This is a genomic window from Micromonospora sp. CNZ299 (genome assembly GCF_002754415.1).
Genome location: NZ_PEFG01000001.1, coordinates 3339536 through 3362289 on the forward strand (window position 1 = coordinate 3339536; position 22754 = coordinate 3362289).

The 22754-nt window shown below is 71.0% G+C and carries 23 protein-coding genes; 8 read left to right on the forward strand and 15 right to left on the reverse strand.

From position 1 onward, the window contains the following. Positions 1 to 5 precede the first annotated feature (5 nt). The 3 genes from CLT68_RS15710 to CLT68_RS15720 all read right to left on the reverse strand — a co-directional run bounded on the left by CLT68_RS15710 (position 6) and on the right by CLT68_RS15720 (position 1938). On the reverse strand, positions 6 to 812 hold the full coding sequence (locus tag CLT68_RS15710) for an inositol monophosphatase family protein (RefSeq protein WP_099851770.1): 807 nt from the start codon (positions 810 to 812) through the stop codon (positions 6 to 8). 3 nt (positions 813 to 815) lie between these two features. Further along, positions 816 to 1367, reverse strand: a complete 552-nt coding sequence (locus CLT68_RS15715) for a hypothetical protein (RefSeq protein ID WP_199177062.1) — start codon at positions 1365 to 1367, stop codon at positions 816 to 818. 121 nt (positions 1368 to 1488) lie between these two features. Then, positions 1489 to 1938 carry a hypothetical protein gene (locus CLT68_RS15720; protein WP_099851771.1) on the reverse strand — a complete coding sequence of 150 codons (450 nt, stop codon included), beginning with the start codon at positions 1936 to 1938 and terminating at the stop codon, positions 1489 to 1491. Positions 1939 to 2202: 264 nt separating this feature from the next. Between CLT68_RS15720 and CLT68_RS15725 the strand changes: the two genes are divergently transcribed. Further along, positions 2203 to 2868, forward strand: a complete 666-nt coding sequence (locus CLT68_RS15725) for a tetratricopeptide repeat protein (protein WP_486482192.1) — start codon at positions 2203 to 2205, stop codon at positions 2866 to 2868. Positions 2869 to 2956: 88 nt separating this feature from the next. Here CLT68_RS15725 and CLT68_RS15730 read toward each other — a convergent pair whose 3' ends face one another. The 3 genes from CLT68_RS15730 to CLT68_RS15740 are packed head-to-tail and all read right to left on the reverse strand — an operon-like array spanning position 2957 to position 5764. After that, complete coding sequence (locus CLT68_RS15730; protein WP_099851775.1) at positions 2957 to 3658, reverse strand: NAD(P)-binding domain-containing protein; 702 nt, start codon at positions 3656 to 3658, stop codon at positions 2957 to 2959. A gap of 32 nt (positions 3659 to 3690) precedes the next feature. Then, on the reverse strand, positions 3691 to 4722 hold the full coding sequence (locus CLT68_RS15735; protein WP_099851776.1) for an LLM class flavin-dependent oxidoreductase: 1032 nt from the start codon (positions 4720 to 4722) through the stop codon (positions 3691 to 3693). After that, complete coding sequence (locus CLT68_RS15740) at positions 4715 to 5764, reverse strand: LLM class flavin-dependent oxidoreductase (protein WP_099851778.1); 1050 nt, start codon at positions 5762 to 5764, stop codon at positions 4715 to 4717. The genes CLT68_RS15735 and CLT68_RS15740 overlap by 8 nt, the downstream gene beginning before the upstream one ends. A 73-nt stretch (positions 5765 to 5837) precedes the next feature. Here CLT68_RS15740 and CLT68_RS15745 point away from each other — a divergent pair, with 73 nt between their 5' ends. From CLT68_RS15745 to CLT68_RS15760, 4 genes are all read left to right on the forward strand, one after another. Next, entirely contained in the window at positions 5838 to 6329 is a 492-nt protein-coding gene (locus CLT68_RS15745; protein ID WP_099851780.1) for a MarR family transcriptional regulator, read from the forward strand. Between the two features lie 288 nt (positions 6330 to 6617). Beyond that, entirely contained in the window at positions 6618 to 8507 is a 1890-nt protein-coding gene (locus CLT68_RS15750) for an ABC transporter ATP-binding protein (protein WP_099857214.1), read from the forward strand. Positions 8508 to 8601: 94 nt separating this feature from the next. After that, entirely contained in the window at positions 8602 to 9747 is a 1146-nt protein-coding gene (locus CLT68_RS15755; protein WP_099851781.1) for a sensor histidine kinase, read from the forward strand. Continuing rightward, positions 9744 to 10406, forward strand: coding sequence for a response regulator transcription factor (locus CLT68_RS15760; RefSeq protein WP_099851783.1), 663 nt, complete (start codon positions 9744 to 9746; stop codon positions 10404 to 10406). Before CLT68_RS15755 ends, CLT68_RS15760 begins: the two co-directional genes overlap by 4 nt. Before the next feature lie 7 nt (positions 10407 to 10413). Here the strand turns inward: CLT68_RS15760 and CLT68_RS15765 are convergent, their stop codons facing one another. Next, positions 10414 to 10848 carry a DUF6223 family protein gene (locus tag CLT68_RS15765; protein ID WP_099851785.1) on the reverse strand — a complete coding sequence of 145 codons (435 nt, stop codon included), beginning with the start codon at positions 10846 to 10848 and terminating at the stop codon, positions 10414 to 10416. Between the two features lie 150 nt (positions 10849 to 10998). Further along, positions 10999 to 11763, reverse strand: coding sequence for a hypothetical protein (locus tag CLT68_RS15770; RefSeq protein WP_143743194.1), 765 nt, complete (start codon positions 11761 to 11763; stop codon positions 10999 to 11001). A gap of 342 nt (positions 11764 to 12105) precedes the next feature. Between CLT68_RS15770 and argS the strand changes: the two genes are divergently transcribed. Continuing rightward, a complete protein-coding gene (argS, locus tag CLT68_RS15775; protein ID WP_099851788.1) occupies positions 12106 to 13824 on the forward strand; it encodes an arginine--tRNA ligase in 1719 nt (572 codons plus the stop codon). A 16-nt stretch (positions 13825 to 13840) separates the two neighbouring features. On the opposite strand, the gene CLT68_RS15780 is transcribed toward argS, so the two are convergent. From CLT68_RS15780 to CLT68_RS15790, 3 genes are all read right to left on the reverse strand, one after another. Next, positions 13841 to 14182 (reverse strand): ArsR/SmtB family transcription factor, encoded by a 342-nt coding sequence (locus CLT68_RS15780; protein ID WP_088947102.1) that lies wholly within the window; start codon positions 14180 to 14182, stop codon positions 13841 to 13843. A 224-nt stretch (positions 14183 to 14406) separates the two neighbouring features. After that, positions 14407 to 15600, reverse strand: a complete 1194-nt coding sequence (locus CLT68_RS15785) for an endo-1,4-beta-xylanase (protein WP_088947103.1) — start codon at positions 15598 to 15600, stop codon at positions 14407 to 14409. 341 nt (positions 15601 to 15941) lie between these two features. Then, positions 15942 to 16772 carry a PIG-L family deacetylase gene (locus CLT68_RS15790; protein WP_099851790.1) on the reverse strand — a complete coding sequence of 277 codons (831 nt, stop codon included), beginning with the start codon at positions 16770 to 16772 and terminating at the stop codon, positions 15942 to 15944. 229 nt (positions 16773 to 17001) lie between these two features. On the opposite strand from CLT68_RS15790, the gene CLT68_RS15795 reads away from it, so the two are divergent. Further along, positions 17002 to 17904, forward strand: a complete 903-nt coding sequence (locus tag CLT68_RS15795; RefSeq protein ID WP_486482193.1) for an alpha/beta fold hydrolase — start codon at positions 17002 to 17004, stop codon at positions 17902 to 17904. Between the two features lie 9 nt (positions 17905 to 17913). Here CLT68_RS15795 and prfH read toward each other — a convergent pair whose 3' ends face one another. Together prfH and CLT68_RS15805 are read right to left on the reverse strand one after the other, a co-directional pair. Further along, positions 17914 to 18549, reverse strand: a complete 636-nt coding sequence (gene prfH, locus CLT68_RS15800; protein WP_099851791.1) for a peptide chain release factor H — start codon at positions 18547 to 18549, stop codon at positions 17914 to 17916. Further along, positions 18546 to 19733, reverse strand: a complete 1188-nt coding sequence (locus CLT68_RS15805) for an RNA ligase RtcB family protein (protein ID WP_099851793.1) — start codon at positions 19731 to 19733, stop codon at positions 18546 to 18548. Before CLT68_RS15805 ends, prfH begins: the two co-directional genes overlap by 4 nt. A 168-nt stretch (positions 19734 to 19901) precedes the next feature. Between CLT68_RS15805 and CLT68_RS15810 the strand changes: the two genes are divergently transcribed. After that, a complete protein-coding gene (locus CLT68_RS15810; protein ID WP_099857218.1) occupies positions 19902 to 20453 on the forward strand; it encodes an adenylate kinase in 552 nt (183 codons plus the stop codon). 125 nt (positions 20454 to 20578) lie between these two features. Here CLT68_RS15810 and CLT68_RS32595 read toward each other — a convergent pair whose 3' ends face one another. Both CLT68_RS32595 and CLT68_RS15825 read right to left on the reverse strand, forming a co-directional pair. Continuing rightward, complete coding sequence (locus CLT68_RS32595; RefSeq protein WP_143743195.1) at positions 20579 to 21760, reverse strand: ice-binding family protein; 1182 nt, start codon at positions 21758 to 21760, stop codon at positions 20579 to 20581. A gap of 287 nt (positions 21761 to 22047) precedes the next feature. Beyond that, positions 22048 to 22692, reverse strand: a complete 645-nt coding sequence (locus CLT68_RS15825) for a class I SAM-dependent methyltransferase (RefSeq protein ID WP_199177063.1) — start codon at positions 22690 to 22692, stop codon at positions 22048 to 22050. Positions 22693 to 22754: the final 62 nt, after the last annotated feature.

Consider the following 22754-nt stretch of genomic DNA (forward strand, 5'->3'; position numbering starts at 1 on the left):
GGCCTTCAGTCCCGTTCGCTGTGCTGTCTGCGGATGAGAGCCAGCAGAGCGGCATGTGTCTGCTCGTCCGCGGCGGCGACGAGGCCTTCGCCGCCGGCGTGCAACGGCCGGCCGTCGATCCCGGTGAGCACACAACCGGCCGCCTCGCAGAGGGCGATGCCGGCCGCGAAGTGGACGCTCTGGCGCAGGTCGCGGCCGTCCGTCACGTAGGCGGCGCGGCGACCGGCAGCCACCCAGGCCACGGCCAGGGTGCTGGAGACCACACGTGGGCGGAACTGTGCGATGAAGCCGTCGTCGGCGAGCATCCGGGCGGCCAGGAACACGTCCCGGTGAGGAAACGGTGGATCAAGATTGACGTCGACCAGCGTCGACTCGGCCGACGGCACGAGTCGTTGCTCCGTCCCTGCGCGTCGGACGTACGAGGCGACGCCGTCGGTCCAGAAAACCTCGTCGCTGAACGGGTCCGCCGAGGCGGCCACGGCGAGGTGTGTGCCGGTGCGTAGAGCGACGTTGACCGAGACCAGCATCGTCCGCGCGCTGTAGTTCAGCGTGCCGCACAACGGGTCGACCAGCCAGGTACGTCCGTTTCCGCCGGTGCCCGTGCGTCCGCTCTCCTCGCCCAGCAGGCCGTCGTCCGGACGTGCCGCCCGCAGGACGTCGAGGATGGCCTTCTCCGCCTCGATGTCGGCGGTGGTGGCGAAGTCGGTGCCGACCTTCGCGAAGCGCGTCAGCGAGGATCCGTACTGCGAACGGACCACCGCGGCTCCGGCCTCCGCCGCCTCGACGGCCAGCGCATGGTCTGTGGTGGACATCGGTCACTCCGCCGGTTCGGTGATCGGGGCATGACTGACGACCGCAGTCATGATCATTGGGGCGTCGCCGTCACACTGGTTGACCGAGACCGCGATCCATCGGCCTCCGGTCGCCGTGGGCCCCCAGACCGTCAGGTCGCCGAAGCAGTCCAGGTCGCCAAGCGCCTGGAACAGTGCCGGCAGGGGTGCGCGGGCCTGGTGCCGAAACAGCGGCACGCGCATGGAGACCTTGCGGTGCGGGCCCCACCGATGGTCCGACTCCCGGACGACGAGAGCCAGGTTCGCCTCGGCGGCATCCTCGGCCTGGTTCCAGTCGGCGCCGTACACGCCCGTGAGGGCTTCGCTCTCCCACAGCGGGATGATCCGAAAACCCGCGCCCCGGGTGCCGGTCCACTCCCCGGTGGCCGGGTCACCCTCGCTGACCGTCGCGCCGCTGGTGGGCAGATCCGCGGCGAGCAACGTCTCGATGTCGGACACCGCCCGAGTGGTGTCGAACACCTCACCGGCCCGGCCCGTCACCTGGCGACCCGTCCCACCGCTGTCGGCCTGTGCCACATCGTTCGCACTGCCTGCCTCCCTCAGCCTCCGGCCCCCGATCATCGTCCACGTCACCGCCGTCCGGTCAGCGAGGGCCGGACGCCGCCCGTGCCGATGGGCGGACGCGGCGGGGCGTAGGTCAGGAGACCGCTGCCTTCACCAGCTCGGTGACCTTCTTCTCCACCGCGGGGCTCCACTTCTGCAGCGCGTACGCCACCGGCCACAGGTCTCCGTCGTCGAGGTTGGCCACGTCCTGGAAGCCCAATGTCGAGTACCGGTAGTTGAACTTGCCGGAGTCCTGGAAGAAGACGACGATCTTGCCGTCCGCGTTCGCGTAGGCGGGCATCCCGTACCAGGTCTTGGGCGTCAGGTCCGGGGCGGCGGCGGTCACCGTCACGTGCACGCGCTCGGCGAGCGCGCGATCGTCCGGCTCCATCTGCGCGATCCGGTCGAGGATCGCCTGCAGCCCGTCGGCCTTCTTGGCGCCCTTCTTGCCCTCGGCGCGCAGCTCGGCGGCGCGCTCCTTCATCGCGGCCCGCTCGTCGGCACTGAAGCCGTCGGAGGTGGTCGTGGAGGTCTTCGCGGACATATCTAGGCTCCCTCTCGTTGGTCAGGTCAGGCACACTGCCGGTGACCTGGCAAAAGGCTAGGCCGGGTCGTGCCCGTCGGGCTTCTCGATTCCTGATCGGTTTCGCCGCTCGGACGGACGCGAGCTCGGGGACGGCGGGGCGGCAGGCACCGTCAGGGCGTCCGGGCGGTGATTCGGACACATGGGTGGGGGAGAGGCTTCGTGACCTTCAGTGAGAGCGTGCGTTCGGCCTTTCGGCGTGGTGAAACCGACGCCGTGGTGCGGATGAGTGAGGCCGAGATCGAGCGGGCCCAGGCGGCCGGTGACCCGGCGGGTGAGGTGGAGGCCCGCTACAGCCTGGCCCGGGTGGCGATCCGGGGCGGCGACCTGGCGGGCGGCGAAGCGCGGGCCCGGGAAGCTCTGGAGGTGGCGCTGCGCTCCGGCGACCGCAGCCTGGAGGAACGGCCGAGGCACGTGCTGGCCGGCGTGGCGCGCATGTCCGGCGATCTGCTGCGGGCTCGGGACCTGTACCGGGAGAGCATCGCGCTCAACGAGTCGCTGGGCCGGCCGATGATGGTCAACTCCGAGTTCCACAACCTGGCGTTCTGTGAGCTGGGGCTGGGCAATCTCGAAACGGCAAGGGCACTGTTCGCCGAGAACCGCGAGCGGGTGCTCGCCAACGACTGGGCAGACTTCGTGCCGTACGTCTGCGTCGCGGGTGCCGCGCTCGCGACGGCCGAGGGCGATCACGCGCGGGCGGCGCTGATGATCGGTGTCGCGGACGCCGCGTTCACGGCCCTGGGCCAGGTGCCGGACCCGGACGACGCGGCCGACCTCGCCACGATGCGCACCGCCGCGATCGAGGCGCTCGGCCGCGCCGCCTTCGACGCGGAGTACGCGGCGGGTCAGGGCCTCGAACCACGGGCGGCCTTCGCGCGCGACCAGCGCTGAGGGCCGGTGACCGCTGGTCGCCGGTCAGGCGTCGACCGAGGTCCGGTACGCCCCAGGGCGCGATGTCTGACGGCGACGCCACTGTCGACTACGAAGCCTCTCGGGCTGCCGCGATGGTCCGTCCGCGCTCCGACTCGGGAAAACGGTCGAGCATGGCGCGTACCTCGTCGGCGCTGACGTTCGCGCCGAACATCTCGCTGCCCGGCTCGAGCCGTACCCCCTCGGCCAGGGTGCCCGCGACGACCGGATCGAAGCCGAGCGCGTCCACAAGGGAGGCGACCGCCGTGACGGCGGTGGTGTCGTCGCCGGCGACCGCGATGGCCTTGCGGCCGGTCGTTCCCGCCGGCCGTGCCTCATCCTCAAGGTCGTGGTAGCCCATGTGGTTGAAGGCCTTGACGACGCGCGAGTCGGACAGGAAGGCCTGGACGATCTCGCTCGACGAGGTGTGCGGATCGGTGAGGTCCGCGCGGATACCGTCGATCTCCCACCAGTAGTTCATGGCATCGACGACGAGTTTGCCGCGCAGTGCGTCGACGGGAACGCTGCGGTACTTGCCCAGCGGGAGGGCGAGGATGACGATGTCGGCGTCCGCTGCCGCGTCAACCGCGGTGGTGGCTGCCGCCCCCGGCGCGAGCACCTCGACGGTGAGGGCGATCTTCGCGGGGTCGCCGGAGCCGGCGACCAGCACCCGGTAGCCGGCGGCGACGGCGAGGCGGGCGAGCACAGTGCCCACCTTGCCGGCCCCGAGGATGCCGAGGGTCACCGGCCGGCTCCGGTCGTTGTCGTTCATGTCGTCCTTCCGGTACGAAGTGCGTGCGCTGGTCAGCTCGCCAGGATGTCGCGGACCATGGGGATCACCTTGGAGCCGTACAGTTCCACGGCGCGCATCCGGGCGCTCACCGGCTGCGCACCGGCCGAGTAGATGAGGTCGAACCGGCCGACGCCGAGGCTGCGGATCGCGCGGGCCATCCGGCGGGCCACGGTCTCCGGGGACCCGATGTAGAGCGAGCCGTTCTCCACCTCGGAGTCGAACTCCTGGCGGCGGATCGGTGGCCAGCCCCGCAGCGCGCCGATGCGGTTGCGCATCACGCGGTAGTGCGGCCAGTACACCTCCTTGGCCTCCTCGTCGGTGTCGGCGATGAAGCCCGGCGAGTGCATTCCGACCGGGTGCGCCGTCGTGCCGAGTTGATCGGCCGCCCGGCGGTACAGGTCGATGTAGGGCGCGAAGCGCTCGGGCGCGCCACCGATGATGGCGAGCATGAGCGGAAGGCCGTACTGGGCGGTGCGGACGACCGACTGCGGCGAGCCACCGACGCCGACCCAGGTGCTCAGGTGACCCGACTCCGTCTTGGGGAAGACGTCGGCGTTCTCCAGGGGCGCACGCAGGGTGCCGCTCCAGGTGACCGGCTTCTCGTCCAGCAACTTCACGAACAGTTCGATCTTCTCCTCGAACAGCGTGTCGTAGTCACGCAGGTCGTAGCCGAAGAGGGGGAACGACTCCGTGAACGACCCGCGACCGAGGATCACCTCGGCCCGGCCGTGGGACAGCGCGTCGACGGTGGCGAAGCGCTGGAACACCCGGACCGGGTCGTCGGAGCTCAGCACCGTCACGCCGGAGGCCAGCCGGATCCGCGACGTACGGGTGGCGATACCGGCCAGCACCGTCTCCGGCGTCGACACCGAGTACTCCGGCCGGTGGTGCTCGCCCAGGGCGATGACGTCGACGCCTAGCTGGTCGGCGAGCACCGCCTCGTCGACGACCTGCCGGATCGCGGCGGCGTGGGAGACGAGCTTGCCGGAGTCGTCCTCCGGCACGTCGCCGAACGTGTCGAGGCCGAACAACAGATCAGACATGGGTGGGCTCCTTCGCCAGCAGCTCCCGGACCTGCGGCGCGACCTCACTGCCCAGCAGTTCGATGGTGCGCGCGCGTGCCTCGCGGGGCAGGTGCATGATGTCGTACTTCAGGTCGAAGCGGCTCAGTCGCAGGTCGCGGGCGACCGTGGCGATCTTCTGCGCCACCGTCTCGGGTGACCCGACGAAGAGCGCGCCGTGGTCGATTTCCGCCTCGTAGCGCGCGCGGTCGGGTTTGTAGAAGCCGCGTTCCTCGGCCAGCGCGGCCACCACCGGCTGCCAGTATCGCCACCACGTCTCCACCGCCTCCTCGTCGGTGTCTGCGACAAGGCCGAGAGAGTGCTGCCCGATTGGCTGCGGGGTATGCCCGAACTGTTCGAGCGCCTTGGTGTAGAGCTCGACGTGGCCGGCGAACCGCTGGGGTCGCCCGCCGATGATCGCGAGCATCAGTGGGAGTCCGTGCCGGGCGGCGCGGATCACCGAGTTCGGGCTTCCCCCGACGCCGATCCACGTCGGGATGCCGCCCGGCTGCATCCGCGGGTGCAGGCGCTGCTCGACCAGGGCACTTCGCACGGTGCCGGACCAGGTGACCGGTTCGTCCCGTTGGAGCCGCAGGAAGAGGTCCAGCTTCTCCTCGAACAACCGCTCGTAGTCGGTCAGGTCGTAGCCGAACAGCGGGAACGACTCGGTGGCCGACGCGCGTCCTAGAACCATCTGGGCGCGCCCGTTGGACACCGCGTCGAGGGTCGCGAACTCGTGGTACAGGCGTACCGGGTCGTTCGTGCTGAGCACCGTGACCGAGGTGCCGAGGCGAATCCTCTCGGTGGCCGTCGCGGCCGCCGCGAGCAGGACGGGTGTCGCCGAGTCGTTGTGGCCTTCCCGGTAGTGCTCGCCGACGCTGAACACGTCGAGCCCGACCGACTCGGCGAGTCGCGCCTCGTTGACGAGGAGCCGGACGGTCTCGGCGTCGCTCAGGACGCGGCCGCCGTCGGTGGCCACCTCCCCGAACGAGTTGAGCCCCCGCTCGAAGCCTGTTGCTGCCATCGTCTCCTCCTGCCGGTTGACGTGTCAATCATGCTAACTTGGCGATTGACACGTCAATTCCCGGGAGAATGACATGACGGACACCACACCCGGTCGGCGGCGAGGACGCCAGCTCCCGACCGCCGAGGAGCTACGCGTCTGGCGGGACTTCATCGAGACGACGGCAGCGCTGAGTTCGCGCCTGGAGTCCCGCCTGCAGGGCGACTCCGCGTTGTCGACGGGGGACTACGCCGTGCTGCTCGCTCTCAGCGAGGCGCAGGGCCAGGCGATGCGGTCCTCCGAACTCGCGTCACACATCGGCTGGGAGCGGAGCCGCCTTTCTCACCACCTGGGGCGGATGGAGCGACGGGGCCTGATCCGGCGCCAGGAGTGCGCCACCGTGCCCCGGGGAGCCGAGGTGCTGCTCACCAAGGTCGGAGCCGACGCGTTCGCCGGGGCCACCTTTCCGCACCTGCGCGCCATCCGTGAACTCTTCGTGGACGCCCTCACGTCGGATCAGATCGTCGCGGCGGGCGAGATCGCCGCAGCGCTGCGAGCGCGCCTCGACGTCGTGGGCAAGGGCTGATCAGCAGGGACGCTGCGGTCAGCTGGCGAGTTGCGCGAGCGCGCTGCGACCTTCCGCCAACCATCCGTTCATTCATGACTGCGAGTGATCAGTCAATTGCTAACGGCTATACCCGGGTGGTCCAATCCTCCAGGAACCCGCCAATCCGCCTGCCCTGGCTGAACGGCGACGGTGCGCCGCCCGGGAGGTACGACCATGATCGAGACCGCCGCCGCAGAGCCCCACCGCACCCGGTCAGGCCGCCCCGGCCCCGGGCGCACCGAGTCGGTGTTGCCGGAGCTGCGGGAGATGTGGTGGGAGACGGGGGTACGGGCCCGAGCCGAGGCCGGTGTCTTCGCCGTCTTCGCCGAGTTGCCCAGGCTCGTGCGGACAGCCCTGGGCATCAGCTGGCGCGCCGACCGACTGCGTACCGGCGTGGTGGCCGCGGCGACGGTCGGCGCGGGGGTGATGGCCGCCTTCGGCCTGTTGGCCACGCAGCGGGTGCTGGTGGAGTTGTTCGCCGGCGGGCCGACCGCGGACAAGGTGCGGGCGGCGATGCCCGCCCTGGCCGTGCTGGCGGCGGCGGTCGCCCTGCGCGCGGGGATGGGCATCGCCACGGGGTACGCACAGAACGGTTTGACGCCGCGGGTGAGCCGCGAGGTGGAACGGGGTCTGTTCGAGGTGTCCACCGCGGTACGCCTGGAGGCGTTCGACGCCGACGCGTTCGCCGACGACATGGAGCGCGCCTCCCGGGGCACCGAGTCGACGATCGGGCTGGTGCAGGCGTCGATGAACCTGCTCGCCGGGCTGGCCGGGCTGCTCGCCGTGGCGGCCGCCGTCGTCATCATCCACCCGCTGCTGCTGCTGGCACTGCTGGTGGCCACGGTGCCCAACGCGTGGGCGTCGTTGCGGGCCGGGCACCTGCGGTACCAGACGTACACCGCCGGATCCGTGCGCAGACGTCGACTGTGGTTGCTGCACAAGCTGATGGCCGAACGGGCCTCCGCCCCGGAGCTGCGCTCGTACGGGCTGCGCGGGTTCCTGCTCGATCAGTACGACCGGGTGATGCAGGTGGAGACCGACATCCAACTCGCCCTGGCCCGTCGGGTCACCACGACCACCACGGTCGGGGCGATGATCGGCGGTCTCGCCACGGGCACCGTCTACGCACTGCTCGGCCTGCTGCTCCTGGACGGGCAGATCCCGCTCGCCGCCGCCGCGACCTGCGTCATCGCGGTGCAGTCCGCGCAGCGTTCCCTGGCCATCGCCACCTTTCAGGTGGACCACGTCTACACCGAGGGCCAGCATTTCGGCGACTACACCGGCTTCATGACCCGCGCCGACGCCTACCTGCCGGACGCGACACGACCCGCCGCCGCCGGTCCGGAACGGTTGCGGGAGTTGACCGTGAGCAGGGTGAGCCTGCGCTACCCGGACCGGGACACCCCCGCCGTGGACGACGTCACCTTGACGATCACCGCCGGCCAGACGGTCGCGTTCGTGGGGGAGAACGGCTCGGGCAAGACGACCCTCGCCGCGATGATCGCCGGCCTCCGGGCCCCCTCCCAGGGCAGCATCGAATGGAACGGCCGACAGTTGTCGGAGTGGAACGTCGCCGGGCTGCGGGCCCGAATCGCGGTGGTGACGCAGGAATACCACAAGTGGCCGTTCACCGCGGCGACGAACATCGCCATCGGCGACGTCGACACCGAGGCCCGGCAGGACCTCATCGAGGCCGCCGCCGCCCGCGCGGTCGCCCACGACATGATCAACGAGCTTCCGCACGGGTACGAGACGCTGCTCGACAGGACCTTCGCGAGAGGTCAGGACCTGTCCGGCGGTCAGTGGCAGCGCATCACCGCGGCCCGCGGGTTCCTGCGCGACGCCGAACTGCTGATCATGGACGAGCCGTCCTCCGCTCTCGACCCCCGAGCCGAGGACGCGCTGTTCCAGGCCATCCGCGACCGTCGAGGCCGGGCCACCACGATCCTCATCACGCACCGGCTCGCGAACGTCCGCCACGCCGACCGGATCTTCGTCCTGCACCACGGGCGGCTGGTCGAGGCCGGCACCCACGACGAGCTGGTCGCCACCGGCGGTCGGTACGCCGAATTGTTCGCCCTCCAGGCCGCCGGCTACGACGCCAACCTGACCAGGGAGCCTCAGCTTCCGCACCAGGGCACCGCGACCTCCCATTGAGCAACGACGCGGGGAAAAGGGGGGAACGAGCGCCGGCCACGTTCGACGGTTCGGGCGTACTCCCGCCTGTGCGCCGGAGGTTAGGCTTCGGACCATGTCAGGGTCGCGGTGGCGTGGCCGGGCGGCGGACGCGGGCCTGGTGCTCGGCGTCGGGCTGGTGGCCCTCGTCGGCCTGGTGGTGCAGTCGCGCGGCATCGACACCGCAGCCGAGTCGGCGGCGCTGCTGGCGGTGCTGGCCTCCTCGGGAGCGCTGTACGTCCGCCGCCGCCACCCGGTGCCGGTGGGCGTGGTGGCGTTGGTCGCCGTCGGCGCGTACGGGGCGTTGTTGCACAAGACCGGCCCGATCATGTTGGTGTTCGTCGTGGCGCTCTACACCGTTGTCGACGAGGGCCATCTCCGGGTCGCCATCGGGCTCGGCCTCGCCTCGGTGATCGCCTTCGCCGTCGCCGACAGCGACAACCGTTCCCCGGACACCAGGAACGGTGCGACGCTGCTGCACGCCGGTTGGCTCGTCGCGGTCATCGTCGGGGTGACCCGAAACCGCCGGGCCTACCTCGCCGAGGCACAGGCCCGGGCGGTTGCCGCCGAGCAGCGGTTGGAGGAGGAGTCCCGGCGACGGGCCACCGAGGAGCGGTTGCGCATCGCCCGCGAGCTGCACGACGTGCTCGGCCACCATCTCTCGCTGATCAACGTGCAGGCCAGTGCCGCGTTGCACCGACCGGACCCCGCCCGGTCCGAGCAGGCGCTCACCGCGATCAAGGAGACCAGCAAGGAGACACTGCGCGAGTTGCGGGCGACGCTGGGCGTGCTGCGGCAGGAGGGTGAGGCGCCGATCGTGCCCGCGCCGGGCCTCAACCGCCTCGACGACCTGATCACCACGGCGGGGCGTTCCGAGCTGGAGATCCGCACCGAGTTCGCGGAGACCCCGGCGCTGCCGCCGGAGGTCGATTTGGCGGTCTACCGGATCGTCCAGGAGGCACTCACCAACGTGGCCCGGCACGCAGGCGCCACCGCCGCGGTGGTCCGCGTCCGACCCGACCGCGACGACGTGCTGGTGGAAGTGGAGGACGACGGCACCGGCGCACCAGGCGCGCCCGGCAGCGGGATCCTCGGCATGCGCGAACGGGCCCGGGCGCTGGGCGGGTCGCTGACCACGGGCACGCGGCCGGACGGCGGCTTTCGGGTCTGCGCCCGCCTGCCGCTGCGGCCCGACCCGACGCCGGCGGGGGAGCGGGCGTGATCCGGCTGCTGCTCGTCGACGACCAGACCCTGGTCCGCGCCGGCTTCCGCTCCATACTGGATGGTGAGGACGGCATCGAGGTGGTCGGTGAGGCCGCCGACGGGGCGGAGGCGGTGCGGCTCGCCATGCGGCTGCGGCCGGACGTCGTCCTCATCGACATCCGGATGCCCGTGCTGGACGGCCTCGCCGCCACCGGGCAGATCGTCGCGCGCACCGATGCCCGCGTCATCATCCTGACCACGTTCGACCTGGACGAGTACGTCTACGGTGCGTTGCGAGCCGGCGCGAGCGGCTTCCTGGTCAAGGACACCGAGCCGGCGGAGCTGATCCACGCGGTGCGGGTGGTGGCCCGCGGTGACGCGCTGATCGCGCCGGCGATCACCCGTCGACTGATCGCCGAGTTCGCGGCCCGGGTCCGGCATCCGGACCCGGGGCCGCGACTGAGCGTGCTCACCGAGCGGGAGCGTGAGGTGCTGACACTGGTCGCGGCGGGCCTGTCCAACGACGAGATCGCCGCGCGACTGGTGCTGAGCCCGGCCACCGCCAAGACGCATGTCAGCCGGATCATGACCAAGGCGCAGGTGCGGGACAGAGCCCAGCTGGTGATCCTCGCCTACGAGTCGGGCCTGACCGTTCCCGGCTGGCTCACCCGATCCTGAGCCACTCTCAGGCGGCCAGCCGGCCGGTGCGGCGGGCGCGGGCCAGCGCCAGCCCACCGAGGACCACGCCGACCAGGCCGACCGCCACGGCCACATACGCCCCGCCCCGCCCGTTGCCGGTGCCGATGCCGCTGTCGGAGGTGGCCACCACCAGCCCTCCGAGCGCCAGACCGAGCAGGCCCGCCGCCAGGGCCAGGACGGCGCCGAGCCGCCCGGAGCCGGTGCCGAGGCGACCGGCGGGGCGGGCCAGGGCCAGCCCGCCGATGACCGCACCGACCAACCCCAGCAGTACGCCCACGCTGGCGCCGAGTCGCCCGGAGCTCATGGTCATGGCGGTGGCGGCGGTCGGCCGGACGGAGGCGTGTGCGGCTGCCGGCGCGGCCAGGGCGACTGCCCCGGTAGCGCCGGCAACGGCGGCGGTGAGCAGGCGACGGATCGACATCACGTTTCCCTTCGGTCCCACGACGGTTACCGCCGCAGCGTATGAACCAAAGTGGGCGTGAGTCGTCATGCCGAGGATGTCGATGGGCCTACCACCGGGGATGTACGCGCAGGCGAACACGTACCGCCGCAGTTGTCCCCGGCCCGGCACCTACCGCTGCCAGGCGTCGATGGTGCGTACGCCGTCACGGACGACCCGGTCCACCACGGCGGGGTCGCCGTTGGTGCCCTCCCATCCCTGATCGTTGAAGACCGTCACCGTGGTGTCGACGCGCGCCACAGCGATCTGGCTGGACGAGCTGCCGCCGGTGCGGTCTCCGTTCAGGTTCGTCCCGGCCCACGTCCGGTCCAGCAGCAGCGCCTCATCGCCGACGCCGGACAGGGCCCGGCTCTTCACGGTGCCGGGGCTCCCGAAGTGGTCGTAGGAGGGGCACGCCTGCACGGCGGTGCGCAGGCGCGCCATGTACGCCGAGGCACCGTCGCCCTCGAAGGTGAAGATGGTCTGGTGAATCATCCCCTGCGGCACGTTGGTCTCTGGTTCGCCGGCCTTCTTGTAGGTGACGGTCATCGCGGCGCTGGCGGTGACCTGTCGACCTCCGGTGCCGAACTCGTTGGCGCACAGCTTCGGCAGGGCCTCTTCGACGGGCGTCGTCCGTCGGGGGGACTTCCGCAGTTCGGTGGGCAGCTCGACGAAGGCTGACGTCGGGATGGTCGCCGGAGCGCTCGCACTCGACGATGGCGGGTCGCTCGGGTTCGTTGCCGCCCCCGCGGTCGTCGGCGCCGCGCTCGACGGGGTCGCGTCGGGCGAGTCCTCAGCCGTGGTGCAGGCACTCGCGAGTGCGATGCTGCCGAGCAGCGGGACCAGCACAAGCAGAGTTCGCGTACGGGAGGTCGGCGGTGTCACGTGTCGGCTCATGGTCACCCCTTGTCTGTTCCGACGCAGTTCCCTGCGACGAGTCGTCCGAAACGACAGTGGGCCCAGGCCGGACCGGGCCTCGGGAAACGGGGTGCCGCCACTGCGTCGGGCCGTTAGGCTGCCCCGCATGACCAGCGTGAGCGCCCACCGCACCGGACCGTCATGTGACGTCCTGGTCGGTGCGCGGCGACGCCGGCGATCCGTCGCCCGCCCGCGCTGACCTGTTTCCTGCGACCGGCGGATCGAGCCGCCGGTCATCCGCTGGTCGTCCTCGGTCCGTCCGCATCTCCCCCTTTCAACGACTCGCGTGACGGCGCGGGTACGAGTGAGATCGGCGTACTCATGGATCTTGAAAAGCTGTTGTCCGACCGGCTTGCGCCGGCGTTCGCGGCGGTGGCCGGCGGCCCTGTCGACCCGCTCGTGCGGCGGTCTCCGCGCGCGGACTTCCAGTCCGACGCGCCGCTGGCGCTGGCCCGGCGGCTCGGCCGCCCACCGCGCGACATCGCCGCCGCGGTGCTGGAGCACGCGGTGCTCGACGACGTCTGCGTGTCGGCGGAGGTTTCCGGGCCGGGTTTCCTCAACCTCACCATCGCCGACCGGGCACTGGCCGACCTGGTCGCCGGGCTGGCAGCCGACGCCCGGCTCGGCGTGCCGCTGGCGGCAGCACCGCAGACCGTGGTGGTCGACTATTCGGCGCCGAACGTGGCGAAGGAGATGCACGTCGGGCATCTGCGCTCGACCGTCATCGGCGACGCGGCGGTGCGGCTGCTGGACTGGCTCGGGCACCGGGTGGTGCGGGTCAACCACCTGGGTGACTGGGGGACACCGTTCGGGATGCTGATCGCGCACCTCGCCGACCTCGGTGAAGCCGAAGCGGCACACGAGTTGTCGATGGGCGACCTGGACGGCTTCTACCGGGCGGCCCGGGTGAAGTTCGACGCCGACGAGGCGTTCCGGGAACGGTCGCGGCTGCGGGTGGTCGAGTTGCAGGGCGGCGACGAGCAGACGCTGCGGTTGTGGCGGCTGCTGGTGGAGCAGTCCGAGCGGTACTTCCTGACCGTGTACGACCTGCTCGACGTGACGTTGTCCGAGGACGATTTTCGGGGCGAGAGCGCCTACAACGACCTGCTTCCGGGCATCGTCGACGACCTGGACCGGTTGGGGCTGCTGGTTTCCAGCGGCGGGGCCGACTGCGTCTTCCCACCCGGTTTCACCGGCCGGCACGGCGAAGCGTTGCCGCTGATCGTGCGTAAGAGCGACGGTGGGTACGGCTATCCGGCCACCGACCTGGCCGCGCTGCGGCAGCGCACCGGTGAGCTGGGAGCGACCCGGTTGTTGTACGTGGTCGGGTTACCGCAGCGGCAGCACTTCGCGATGGTGTTCGCCGTCGCTGAGGCGGCCGGTTGGCTGTGCCCGCCGGTCCGGGCCGAGCATCTGGGCTTCGGGTCGATCCTCGGCGCCGACGGGCGGATGCTGCGCAGCCGGACCGGCGAGTCGGTGAAGCTGGTCGGGCTGCTGGAGGAGGCGGTCGCCCGCGCCACCGACCTGGCCCAGAGCAGGAACCCGGAGCTGGACGCAGAGGCCGCCGCCGAGATCGGGCGGGCTGTCGGTATCGGCGCCGTCAAGTACGCCGACCTGTCCACCGATCGGAGGAAGGACTACGTGCTGGACTGGGAGCGGATGCTCTCCCTGGACGGCAACACCGCGCCCTACCTCCAGTACGCGTACGCCCGTATCCGGTCGGTGTTCCGGCGTGCCGGCACGGAGGCGCGGAGGGACGCCCCCATCGTGCTCGCGCAGCCGGCGGAGCGGGCGCTGACTGTCGAGTTGCTCGGCTTCGGCGCGGTGGTCACCGAGGTGGAGCGGAGCCTCGACTTCCACCAGCTCGCCGGTTACCTGCATCGGCTCGCGACCGCGTTCAACGCGTTCTACGAGCGCTGCCCGGTGTTGCGCGCGCCGGACGGGCTGCGGGAGAGTCGGCTGCTGTTGGCCGAGCTGACGGCCCGGACCCTGCGGCAGGGGCTGCACCTGCTCGGCATCCGCACCCTGGAGCGGATGTGACGGGGGAGCCGCCGGGTCAGCGGGCCTTCTTCGTGGCCCGCTTTCGAGGCGGCGTCAGCAGATCGGCGATCTGCGCGATCGCGGCGGGCACCAGGCGGTAGTACGCCCAGACCCCGCGCTTGTCCCGCTCGAGTAGGCCGGCCTCGGTGAGGATCCGCAGGTGATGACTCACGGTCGGCTGGGAGAGGTTGAGCGCCGCGGTGAGGTCGCTGACGGACGCTTCACCCTCCGGGGCGGACTGGATCAGGCTGAGCAGCCGGAGTCGCGCCGGATCGGCGAAGGCCTTCAGCACCCCCGCAAGCCGCTCGGCATCGGCCCGCTTGATCGGGTCGCCGGTGAGCGGCGAGATCGCAGGCATGGCAGTTTTCGCAGTTCCCACGCCTGCCATAGTGACACCAACACCATCAATAAGCCGGTAGAACCGGCACCAGTCCTCCGATGGCGTCCGGATGGCCGCCCGGTACGTCCGAACGTGAGTCGAACCTCGACGTCCGTGGTGACGTACGGGCCGTGTGGGGCTCCGCCGCGCCCCACACGGCCCTACGCCGGCATACGTGCCGTCGGATCAGCCGGGCCCGCCGGTCAGCGGCGGGGCCTGGGCGTGATGCGCGGCAGGACGTACGGCGGTCCAGCGAGGATCAGGTCCGACTTCAGTTCCTGGTACGCCCGCTTGGGTTGGTAGTTCTCGTCGTAGATGGTGGCCAGGCCCTCCGGCGGGTCGTCGAACCAGTCCGGCACCCAGGAGTACCTGTCGCTGAAACCCCAGACCGTGTACGACAGGCAGCTGCGCACCGCGAGGCACGCCTTCATCAGCACGCTGAAGTTGGCGGCCGACGCCTGGAGCCGAGGGTTGATCTCCTCCGAGTTGCCGGCCTGGACACCTGCGGTCATCTGACTGCGGACGTCGACTTCGGTGAAGGCGGTGGCGACGCCGAGCCCGCTGAACTTCTTCAGCGCGGCGGTCACCTGAAGGGTGTCGAAGTTGCCGTACTGCGTGCCCAGGTGGCCCTGGGAGCCGACGCCGTCGATCGGGACACCCTGTGCGCGCAGCCCCTTGGTCATGTCGTAGACGAACTGCGTCTTGTCGTCCGCCGGGTTGCCGGAGCCGAACGCCTCGATGTTGTAGTCGTTGTAGAACAGCAGGGCCTTCGGGTCGGCGGCCCGCGCCCAGCGGAACGAGTCGGCGATGTAGCCGGGCCCGAGGTTCTGCGCCCAGAAGCCCTTGTAGTGCAGGGTCGACGGGGTGTCCCACGGGTCGCTGACCGCCTCGTTGACCACGTCCCACTGCCAGATCTTGCCCTTGTAACGGTTGACGACGGTGGTGATGTGCTTGCGCAGAATCTCGCGCAGCTCCTGCTTGCTGATCGAGCCGTCGGCGACACCGGCGGTCAGCCAGGCGGGCAGTTGGTTGTGCCAGACCAGCACATGGCCGCGCACGCTCTGCCGGTTGCGCTTGGCGAACTCGACCAGCTGGTCGGCCGCCGCCCAGTTGTAGGTGCCGCGGGTGGGCTCCAGGACCTCCCACTTCATCACGTTCTCGGCGGTGACCGAGGTGAACTCGGAGGAGGCCAGCGCGCGGTACTGCGGGTCACCGGCGTCGTTGAGGGCATCCATGTTGACCGCGGTGCCGACGTGGAGGCCGTGGCGCAGACCGAGGGCGCCGAGGCTCTGCGCCGTGGGGTCGTAGGGCCGGCTCGCGGTGGCCGGCACCGTGTTCAACGCCGCGACGGTCGCGACGGCAACCACGGCGACGGTCGTCCACTGTCTCAGCTTCATGTGCCTTCCTTTCCAGACCCTTGATCGACAAATGTCGATCAAGAAGGTGCGGGTCCGGTGTGGGCGGGTGGGGAGCGGGGTTCGGAATCGAGCGCCCTGGTCCGGGCGAGGGGCCGGTAGTTCCGGCCGGCGACCGGAAACCTGCTCGAAACGTTAGGGCCGTCTATGTCCGGCGTCAACGCTGAAAACTTCCGGAAATTCGTCATATGACCTGCGGAGGATCGCCTGGTGTGTCGGCGAAACTTTCGGAGGCCGGTGGGCGTGCTGCTGCCACGCAACGAGGCACCGTCGACCGGGTGGCCGACGATGCCTGGTGGCGTTACGGAAGCTGACCCGCGCAGTCAGCGCAGACCGGCGAAGAGGTCGTCCTCGGGGGTAGGCGCGCCGGTCCGGTCCCGGACCCGCACGAACGTCTCGACACCCATCAGCTCGGTGAACCGCTCGCGGCCCAGTTGCAGGAAGAAGATGTTCTCGGTCTGACTGGCGTGGGTGGCCAGCGCGTCGAACTTCTGCCCGCCGTAGCTGCTCGTGTCGACCCAGGTGCTGATCTCGTCGTCGGGCAGGCCGAGCTGCGGCATCGGCTCCGCCGCCGGGTCCGGCTCGGACCACTCCACGCCGAGCTCCTGCATGATCCGGCCGAACTGCTCGAACGCCGTACGCGGCACCGTGGTCCAGTAGACCTTCGCCGGGCTGTCGGTCATCTCGACGGCGGCCATGGTGATCCGGTGCGCCTGGATGTGGTCCGGGTGGCCGTAGAAACCGTTCTCGTCGTACGTGACGATGACGTCCGGCTGGTGCTGCCGGATCAGCTCCGCGAGCCGACCCGCGGCCTCCGCGACCGGCGTCGTCCAGAACGCGCCGGGCTGATCGTTGGTCGGCCAGCCCATCATCCCCGAGTCGGCGTAACCGAGGGTCTCCAGGCGGCTCACCTTCAGTACCGCGCAGCTGGCCTCCAGCTCGGCCCGGCGCATCGCCACGACAGCGGCCGGGTCGTGCCCCGGGTCGCCCGGCTTGACCCCGCCGGGGCCGTCGCCGCACCGCCCGTCGGTGCAGGTCACCAGCACCGTCGTGATGCCCTCTGCGGCGTAGCGGGCCAGCACGCCACCGGTGCTCGTCGCCTCGTCGTCGGGGTGGGCGTGCACCGCCATCAGGGTCAGGGGTCGCTCAGCCATGCACTCACCCTACGGTCATCCCCCGACGGCCCCACGACCTCCACCGTCGTCCGGTTCGCGTCCCGCGTTCGTGGCAGGCGTCCGGCTGACTTCGGGCCGGCATCTTACCCAGCTCGGCGTCCGTGCAGCGGTCCTTGCCGCAAAGCGCCATCAGGTCCGTCACCGGCCCCTACATTCGGCAGGGCCAGCAGGTCGGAGCAGTTCGGGACGCGGGGAGAGGTCGATCGCGGTGGCCGGTGCGGGGTCGTTCGCCGAGGTGAAGCAGGTCGACGCCGGGGTCCTGAACGTGGGCTACGTGGACGCCGGGCCGCCGGACGGGCCCGCAGTGATCCTCCTGCACGGCTGGCCGTACGACATCCACAGCTTCGTCGACGTCGTACCGCTGCTCACCAACGCCGGCCACCGGGTCGTCGTCCCGTACCTGCGGGGCTACGGCACCACCCGCTTCCTCTCCGACGAGACCATGCGCAACGGTGAACCGGCGGCCATGGGGCTCGACCTCATCGCCCTCATGGACGCCCTGCACATCGACACCGCGAAGCTGGCCGGGTTCGACTGGGGTGCGCGTACGGCGGATGTCGTGGCCGCGCTGTGGCCCGAGCGCTGCCGGGGTCTGGTCTCGGTGAGCGGCTACCTGATCGACGGCCAGGAATCGGGCAAGGTGCCGCTGCCGCCGAAGGCGGAACTGGCGTGGTGGTACCAGTACTACTTCGCCACCGAGCGCGGCCGGGAAGGCTACGACAGGAACCGGCGCGACTTCGCCAGGCTGATCTGGCACACCGCGTCCCCGCAGTGGATGTTCGACGACGCGACGTTCGACCGCAGCGCGGCGGCGCTCGACAACCCCGACCACGTCGACATCGTCATCCACAACTACCGGTGGCGACTGGCCCTCGCCGCCGGCGAGCCGCAGTACGACGAGGTGGAGAAACGCCTGGCCGCGAAACCGAAGATCACTGTGCCCAGCATCTCCCTGGAGGGGGATGCCAACGGCGCACCGCACCTGGAGCCCAGCGTCTACGGCAAGCAGTTCTCCGGCCGCTACGAGCACCGGACCATCGGCGGCGGTGTCGGACACAACCTGCCGCAGGAGGCGCCGCAGGCATTCGCGGACGCGGTGCTGGAGGTCTGACCCGGCGCGTCAGCCTCGGCGGCCCGGACGCTGCGGCTCCGGACGTTCCACCCGCACGGGGTCGCCGCGTACCAGGTCGTCGTGGATGCGCCACCGCGCGGTCGTGACGGCACGCCGCGCTGTCTCGTCGCCCTGCTCGATGCGTTGCCGCAGCAGTTGCACGGCGATCCGACGGTTGAGGCTGAACTGCCGCTCCTCGTCCACCACCACGACGATGCCCGACGGACGGTGCGTCGCCCGCACCGCCGTGCTGGCCTTGTTGCGGTGCTGACCGCCGGGCCCGCCGGTGCGACAGGCGACGATGTCGACATCCGCCTCCGAGAACGTCGTCGGCGCGGCGTCGAGGCGGGGCGGCTGGGCGGTGACGTACCAGTTCTTCCGACCGACGCTCGTCCGGTAGGGGCTGGGGGCCTGCCAGCAGAGTGTCCCGGTCCACGACCCGGCGAACGTCTCCGCGTCGACGCCGGAGATCTCGATGAGCACCGACCGGTAGGTGCCGGCCCGGTCACCGGGCACGGCCTTGACCTGCCGTATGGTCAGACCTCGCCGGCTGCCGTCGGCGTTGAGGCGGTGCAGGAGCTGGGTCAGCGCCCAGGCGCATTCCCGCGGCCCGCGTCCGGCGGACAGCAGCAGGAGCGTGCTCACGACCCGCCTCGCCTGCCGCGGTGGCCCCGCCGGTCGGACCGCGCCGTGGATCCGAGGTCGGGCGTCTTGTAGGTGACCAGGGGAATCGTGGTGACCACCGGCGTGGCCAGCTGGTGCTCGACGAGGTCGGCGATCACCTGCTCGATGCGCTTGTAGGCGGTGGGAGCCTCCTCGAAGAGCAGTTGACGGTCGCCGCACACCACCAGCGAGCCCACCGGTGTGCGGCGCAGCTCCTCGACGGTGTGCTTGGCGCGGCCCCGGCGCAGCGCGTCGGCGCGTGACATCTTGCGGCCGGCGCCGTGCGCCACGGAGTGGTTGGCCTCCGGGCCTGCGTGGGCGGCCACCAGGTAGGACGCCGTCCCCCGCGTCCCGGCGACGAGGACGTCGCGGCCGTCACCCGGCGCCGCGCCCTTGCGATGCAGGTACACCCCGTCGCGGATCTCGACCAGGTTGTGGCACTGGTCGACGACCGGGTCGGTGGGCTCGGCCCCCAACGCGTGCGCGACCCGGGCCGCCAGCACCCGGCGGTTGAGCGAACCCCAGCGCACAGCGTCGTCGTGCCGCGCCAGGTAGGCCGCGGGGTCGGGGGCGGCACCGGCGCCGTGGGCCTCGGTGTGCGCCCGCAGGATCCGCTCGCCCAGACCGCGCGAACCACTGTGTACGACCAGCACGAGATCGCCGGCGTCGAGCCCGAGCCGACTCGCGTGACCCGGGTCGAGGACGGCGCCGACACGGGCCAGCTCGACGAAGTGGTTGCCTCGGCCGACGGTCCCCAGGCCATCGAGGTGACCGGCCGGGACGTCGCCCTGAACGACGGCCCAGGCCGGGTCGTCGGCGTCCCGCTCCGGGTCCAGGGCGCGGTCGAGGTCGGGGAACCGGGAGGCCAGCCGCTCCGGTACGGCCCGCTTGAGCTTGATGGGGAACACGGCGATGCCGCAGCCGATGTCCGATCCGACCAGGAACGGGTACAGCACCGTCGACGCCATGGCCGCGCCGATGGGGGCGCCCTTGCCCGGGTGCAGGTCCGGCATCGCGGCAACGTGGACCATGCCGTCGAGGGCGGCCACCTGCTGACACTGCGCGAGCGCAGCGGACTCGATCCAACTCGCGGCCGACGCGAACACCGCGACGGACGCACAGGTGGGGGAGGGCGTGGAAATTCGAGGGGGGTGGTGCTCAGACAAGGGGTACTCACTTCTCGCTGAGAAGGTGGAAACGGACGACGTCACACCGCCGGGAGGCGTCACCGGGGCGGAGCGGGGGAGGGAGTCCGTCAGTACGTCATGGACGCCACTCTCGCCGAGCGCGCCGGGTACGACAAACGATTTTCCTTCACGTCGTACGCTGCCGCGATGAGCGCACCGCGTCGCATCCTGATCTACGGCGTGTACGGCTCCGGCAAGTCCACCCTCGCGGCGCGGTTGGCCGACCACCTCGGGTTGCCCTGGTATCCGGTGGACGACCTGGTCTGGCAGCCAGGCTGGGTCGAGGTGCCCGTCGCCCAGCAGCGCAGCAGGATCGAGGAGGTCTGCCGACGGGACCGCTGGATCATCGACGGGGCGTACCACGGCTGGCGGGACGTTCCGCTGGCCCGTGCCGACCTGGTCGTCGGCCTGGACTATCCACGGTGGCGCTCGTTCTGGCAGCTGCTGCAGCGCACCGTACGTCGGGTGGCGACGGGTGAGGAGATCTGCAACGGCAACCGTGAGTCGTTGGGCAGTGTGCTGTCCGGGGACTCGATCCTGCTGTGGCACGCCACCGCGTTCGGTCGGACGCGACGGCGGATGCGGGCCTGGCGGAGCGACGTGTCCGTGCCGCCCGTGGTGTTGCTGCGCTCCCCGGCGGAACTGGACGACTGGCTGGCCGGCCTGCCGCGCCGGGGTGTCGACCGGAACTCTGCCTGACATGTTCGCGGGCACCGTCCGCCACACCCGTCGTCGGCCCACCCCTGATCGGGAGTGGGCCGACGACGAACGGGATGACAGTGCCTGGAGTGGTCCGGCCGGCAGTTCACCGGCCGGACCACCGATCAGGACTCCTGACGTCGACGCCGCGCGAGGAAGAACGCGAACGTGCCCAGCACGACCATCACACTTCCGATGCCCGTCATGGCCGGGACCACACTGCCGCCGGTCACCGGCAGGATGGGGCGCTTGCCACCAGGGCTGCCCGGCGCTCCGGGGCTGCCCGGCGCTCCGGGGCTGCCGGGTGCTCCAGGGCTGCCCGGCGCTCCGGGGCTGCCGGGTGCTCCAGGGCTGCCCGGCGCTCCGGGGCTGCCGGGTGCTCCAGGGCTACCGGGTGCTCCGGGTGCTCCGGGTGCTCCGGGGCTGCCGGGTGCTCCGGGGCTACCGGGTGCGCCAGGAGAACCGGGTGCGCCGGGGCTGCCGGGTGCGCCGGGGCTGCCGGGCGGGCCGGACGGGCCGGCGGGGCCAGTTGGTCCGGGCGGGCCGGTGGGTCCGGGCGGACCGGTCGGTCCCGCACACACCGGTGCGGTGATGACGTTGGTGTCGAGGGTGACCGCCTCGGTTCGTGCCAGCGCGCGGCCCTGGAGGGTCGCGCCCGTGGCCATCGTGATCGCCGCCTGCGCCATGATGGTGCCGACGAAGGTCGTCCCCGTGCCGATCGTCGCCGAGCTGCCGATCTTCCAGAACACGTTGCAGGCCGAAGCGCCGTTGATCAGCACGACGCTGCTGTTCGACGCCGTCGTCAATGAGGAGTCGACCTGGAAGATGAACACGGCCGACGGGTCGCCCTGCCCGTTGAGGGTCAACGGTCCCGTGAGCTGGGCTGCCCCGATCCGGTAGACCCCTTCGTTGAGCGTGTTGCCGCCGAGTTCCGCGGGCAGGTTGGTGAACGGAGTCCGACCGGCGGCGTCGTTGAAGGCGATGGTCAGGTCGCTCTGGGCCTGGAGAGCGACCGCGTCGCCGAGGTGGATCTCGCCGCCGATGGTCGCCGTTTCGAAGCCGGCCGCGGTGTTTCCTGGGAACCGCCCGAGGCTCTGCGCCAGGAAGCTGGGGCCGGTGTTGGTGGGCTCGGCCCCGGCCAGGACGGAGAAGTTCGCCGCCGTCCCGAGGTTCACCGGCGCTTCCTGCGCGCTGGCGGCAGTCGAGCTGAAGAGCAGTAGGCTGGCCGCCACTGTCGCGGCGGCTCCGGCCGCGAGCGCCGGCAACACCACCCGCCGCCGTAGGCCGAGTCTCGGTTTCACTGTCACTGAGCATCCTCCGTGGGTACTACTCGCGGAACGCGTCTCGTGAGCCCGCGTCCTGCGCGCGTTACGGCCGATATGGCACCGACAAGCGGCGCTGACCACCACATCACGCAGGCCGAGTGAATGCCCGCAAAACGGAATAATCGACCGTAGTCGTCCGTACAAAGAGGATCGGTTCTCACGTTCGCGTTCGACGGCCTCGCGTTTGCGCCCCGGCCCACTGCCACGACGACCCGTGCCGCGTCGGCCTCGCGCCGCCTGATCTCAGGGCAGCGGGTCGGCCACCTCCACTATCGGGCTGCCGGCCAGGTCGCGCGCCCGTGTACGCAGGGCGAGGACGGGCTGTTGCTGCCAGCCGGAAAATGGAACCGGCGCAGCTCCTCGATCACGAACCCTGCGCCCGTGATCGCGGCGATGGTGTCCCGGCCGGTGTGGCAGCCGGCAAACAGCTTCGGCCACAGTGTCGCGTCGAGCAGCCGCTGGGTCCGGTGCAGCCTGCTGGCCTCGTCCGCGGCGACGTGCTCGAAGAACCGCAGCTCGCCACCGGGGCGCAGCGTCCGGCCGATCTCGGCCAGCGCGTCGGCCTGATCGGGCACGGTGCACAACACCAACGCGACCACCGCCGCGTCGAACTCGCCGTCGCGGGCGGGCAGGCTCTCGGCCAGGCCGTCGACGACAGTGATCCGAACCGGCGCGGTCGGTGCCGCGCGCTCAGCAGCGGCCCGTAGCCGGCGTTCCGGCTCGACCGCGACGACCTCGCTCACCCCCGGCGGGTAGTGGGAGAACATCCGCCCGTTGCCCGCGCCGACCTCGATCACCCGGCCGGACAGACCGGCGACCAGGTCCCGTCGGAACTCCGCCGTGCCAGCACGGTCCATGGCGACGCTGAGCCGCTCGTAGACCCGGGCGAACACCGGGTGGGACACCGTAGCCACGTCGACCTCCGGGAGCGGGTGGAACAGTTCTCCCGCGATTGTCCTGCATCGGCGCACGCTTT

Bases quoted from the DNA above. Each gene is read 5' to 3' on its own strand.
- CLT68_RS15750 (WP_099857214.1), top strand. From the start codon at position 6,618: ATGTGGTGGGAGACGGGGGTACGGGCCCGAGCCGAGGCCGGTGTCTTC.
- CLT68_RS15740 (WP_099851778.1), bottom strand. From the start codon at position 5,764: ATGGCAGCAACAGGCTTCGAGCGGGGGCTCAACTCGTTCGGGGAGGTG.
- CLT68_RS15785 (WP_088947103.1), bottom strand. From the start codon at position 15,600: ATGAAGCTGAGACAGTGGACGACCGTCGCCGTGGTTGCCGTCGCGACC.
- CLT68_RS15780 (WP_088947102.1), bottom strand. From the start codon at position 14,182: ATGCCTGCGATCTCGCCGCTCACCGGCGACCCGATCAAGCGGGCCGAT.
- CLT68_RS15725 (WP_486482192.1), top strand. From the start codon at position 2,203: ATGAGTGAGGCCGAGATCGAGCGGGCCCAGGCGGCCGGTGACCCGGCG.
- CLT68_RS15730 (WP_099851775.1), bottom strand. From the start codon at position 3,658: ATGAACGACAACGACCGGAGCCGGCCGGTGACCCTCGGCATCCTCGGG.
- CLT68_RS15720 (WP_099851771.1), bottom strand. From the start codon at position 1,938: ATGTCCGCGAAGACCTCCACGACCACCTCCGACGGCTTCAGTGCCGAC.
- CLT68_RS15810 (WP_099857218.1), top strand. From the start codon at position 19,902: ATGAGCGCACCGCGTCGCATCCTGATCTACGGCGTGTACGGCTCCGGC.
- CLT68_RS15745 (WP_099851780.1), top strand. From the start codon at position 5,838: ATGACGGACACCACACCCGGTCGGCGGCGAGGACGCCAGCTCCCGACC.
- CLT68_RS15790 (WP_099851790.1), bottom strand. From the start codon at position 16,772: ATGGCTGAGCGACCCCTGACCCTGATGGCGGTGCACGCCCACCCCGAC.
- CLT68_RS15735 (WP_099851776.1), bottom strand. From the start codon at position 4,722: ATGTCTGATCTGTTGTTCGGCCTCGACACGTTCGGCGACGTGCCGGAG.
- CLT68_RS15710 (WP_099851770.1), bottom strand. From the start codon at position 812: ATGTCCACCACAGACCATGCGCTGGCCGTCGAGGCGGCGGAGGCCGGA.
- CLT68_RS15765 (WP_099851785.1), bottom strand. From the start codon at position 10,848: ATGTCGATCCGTCGCCTGCTCACCGCCGCCGTTGCCGGCGCTACCGGG.
- CLT68_RS15755 (WP_099851781.1), top strand. From the start codon at position 8,602: ATGTCAGGGTCGCGGTGGCGTGGCCGGGCGGCGGACGCGGGCCTGGTG.
- argS (WP_099851788.1), top strand. From the start codon at position 12,106: ATGGATCTTGAAAAGCTGTTGTCCGACCGGCTTGCGCCGGCGTTCGCG.
- CLT68_RS15770 (WP_143743194.1), bottom strand. From the start codon at position 11,763: ATGAGCCGACACGTGACACCGCCGACCTCCCGTACGCGAACTCTGCTT.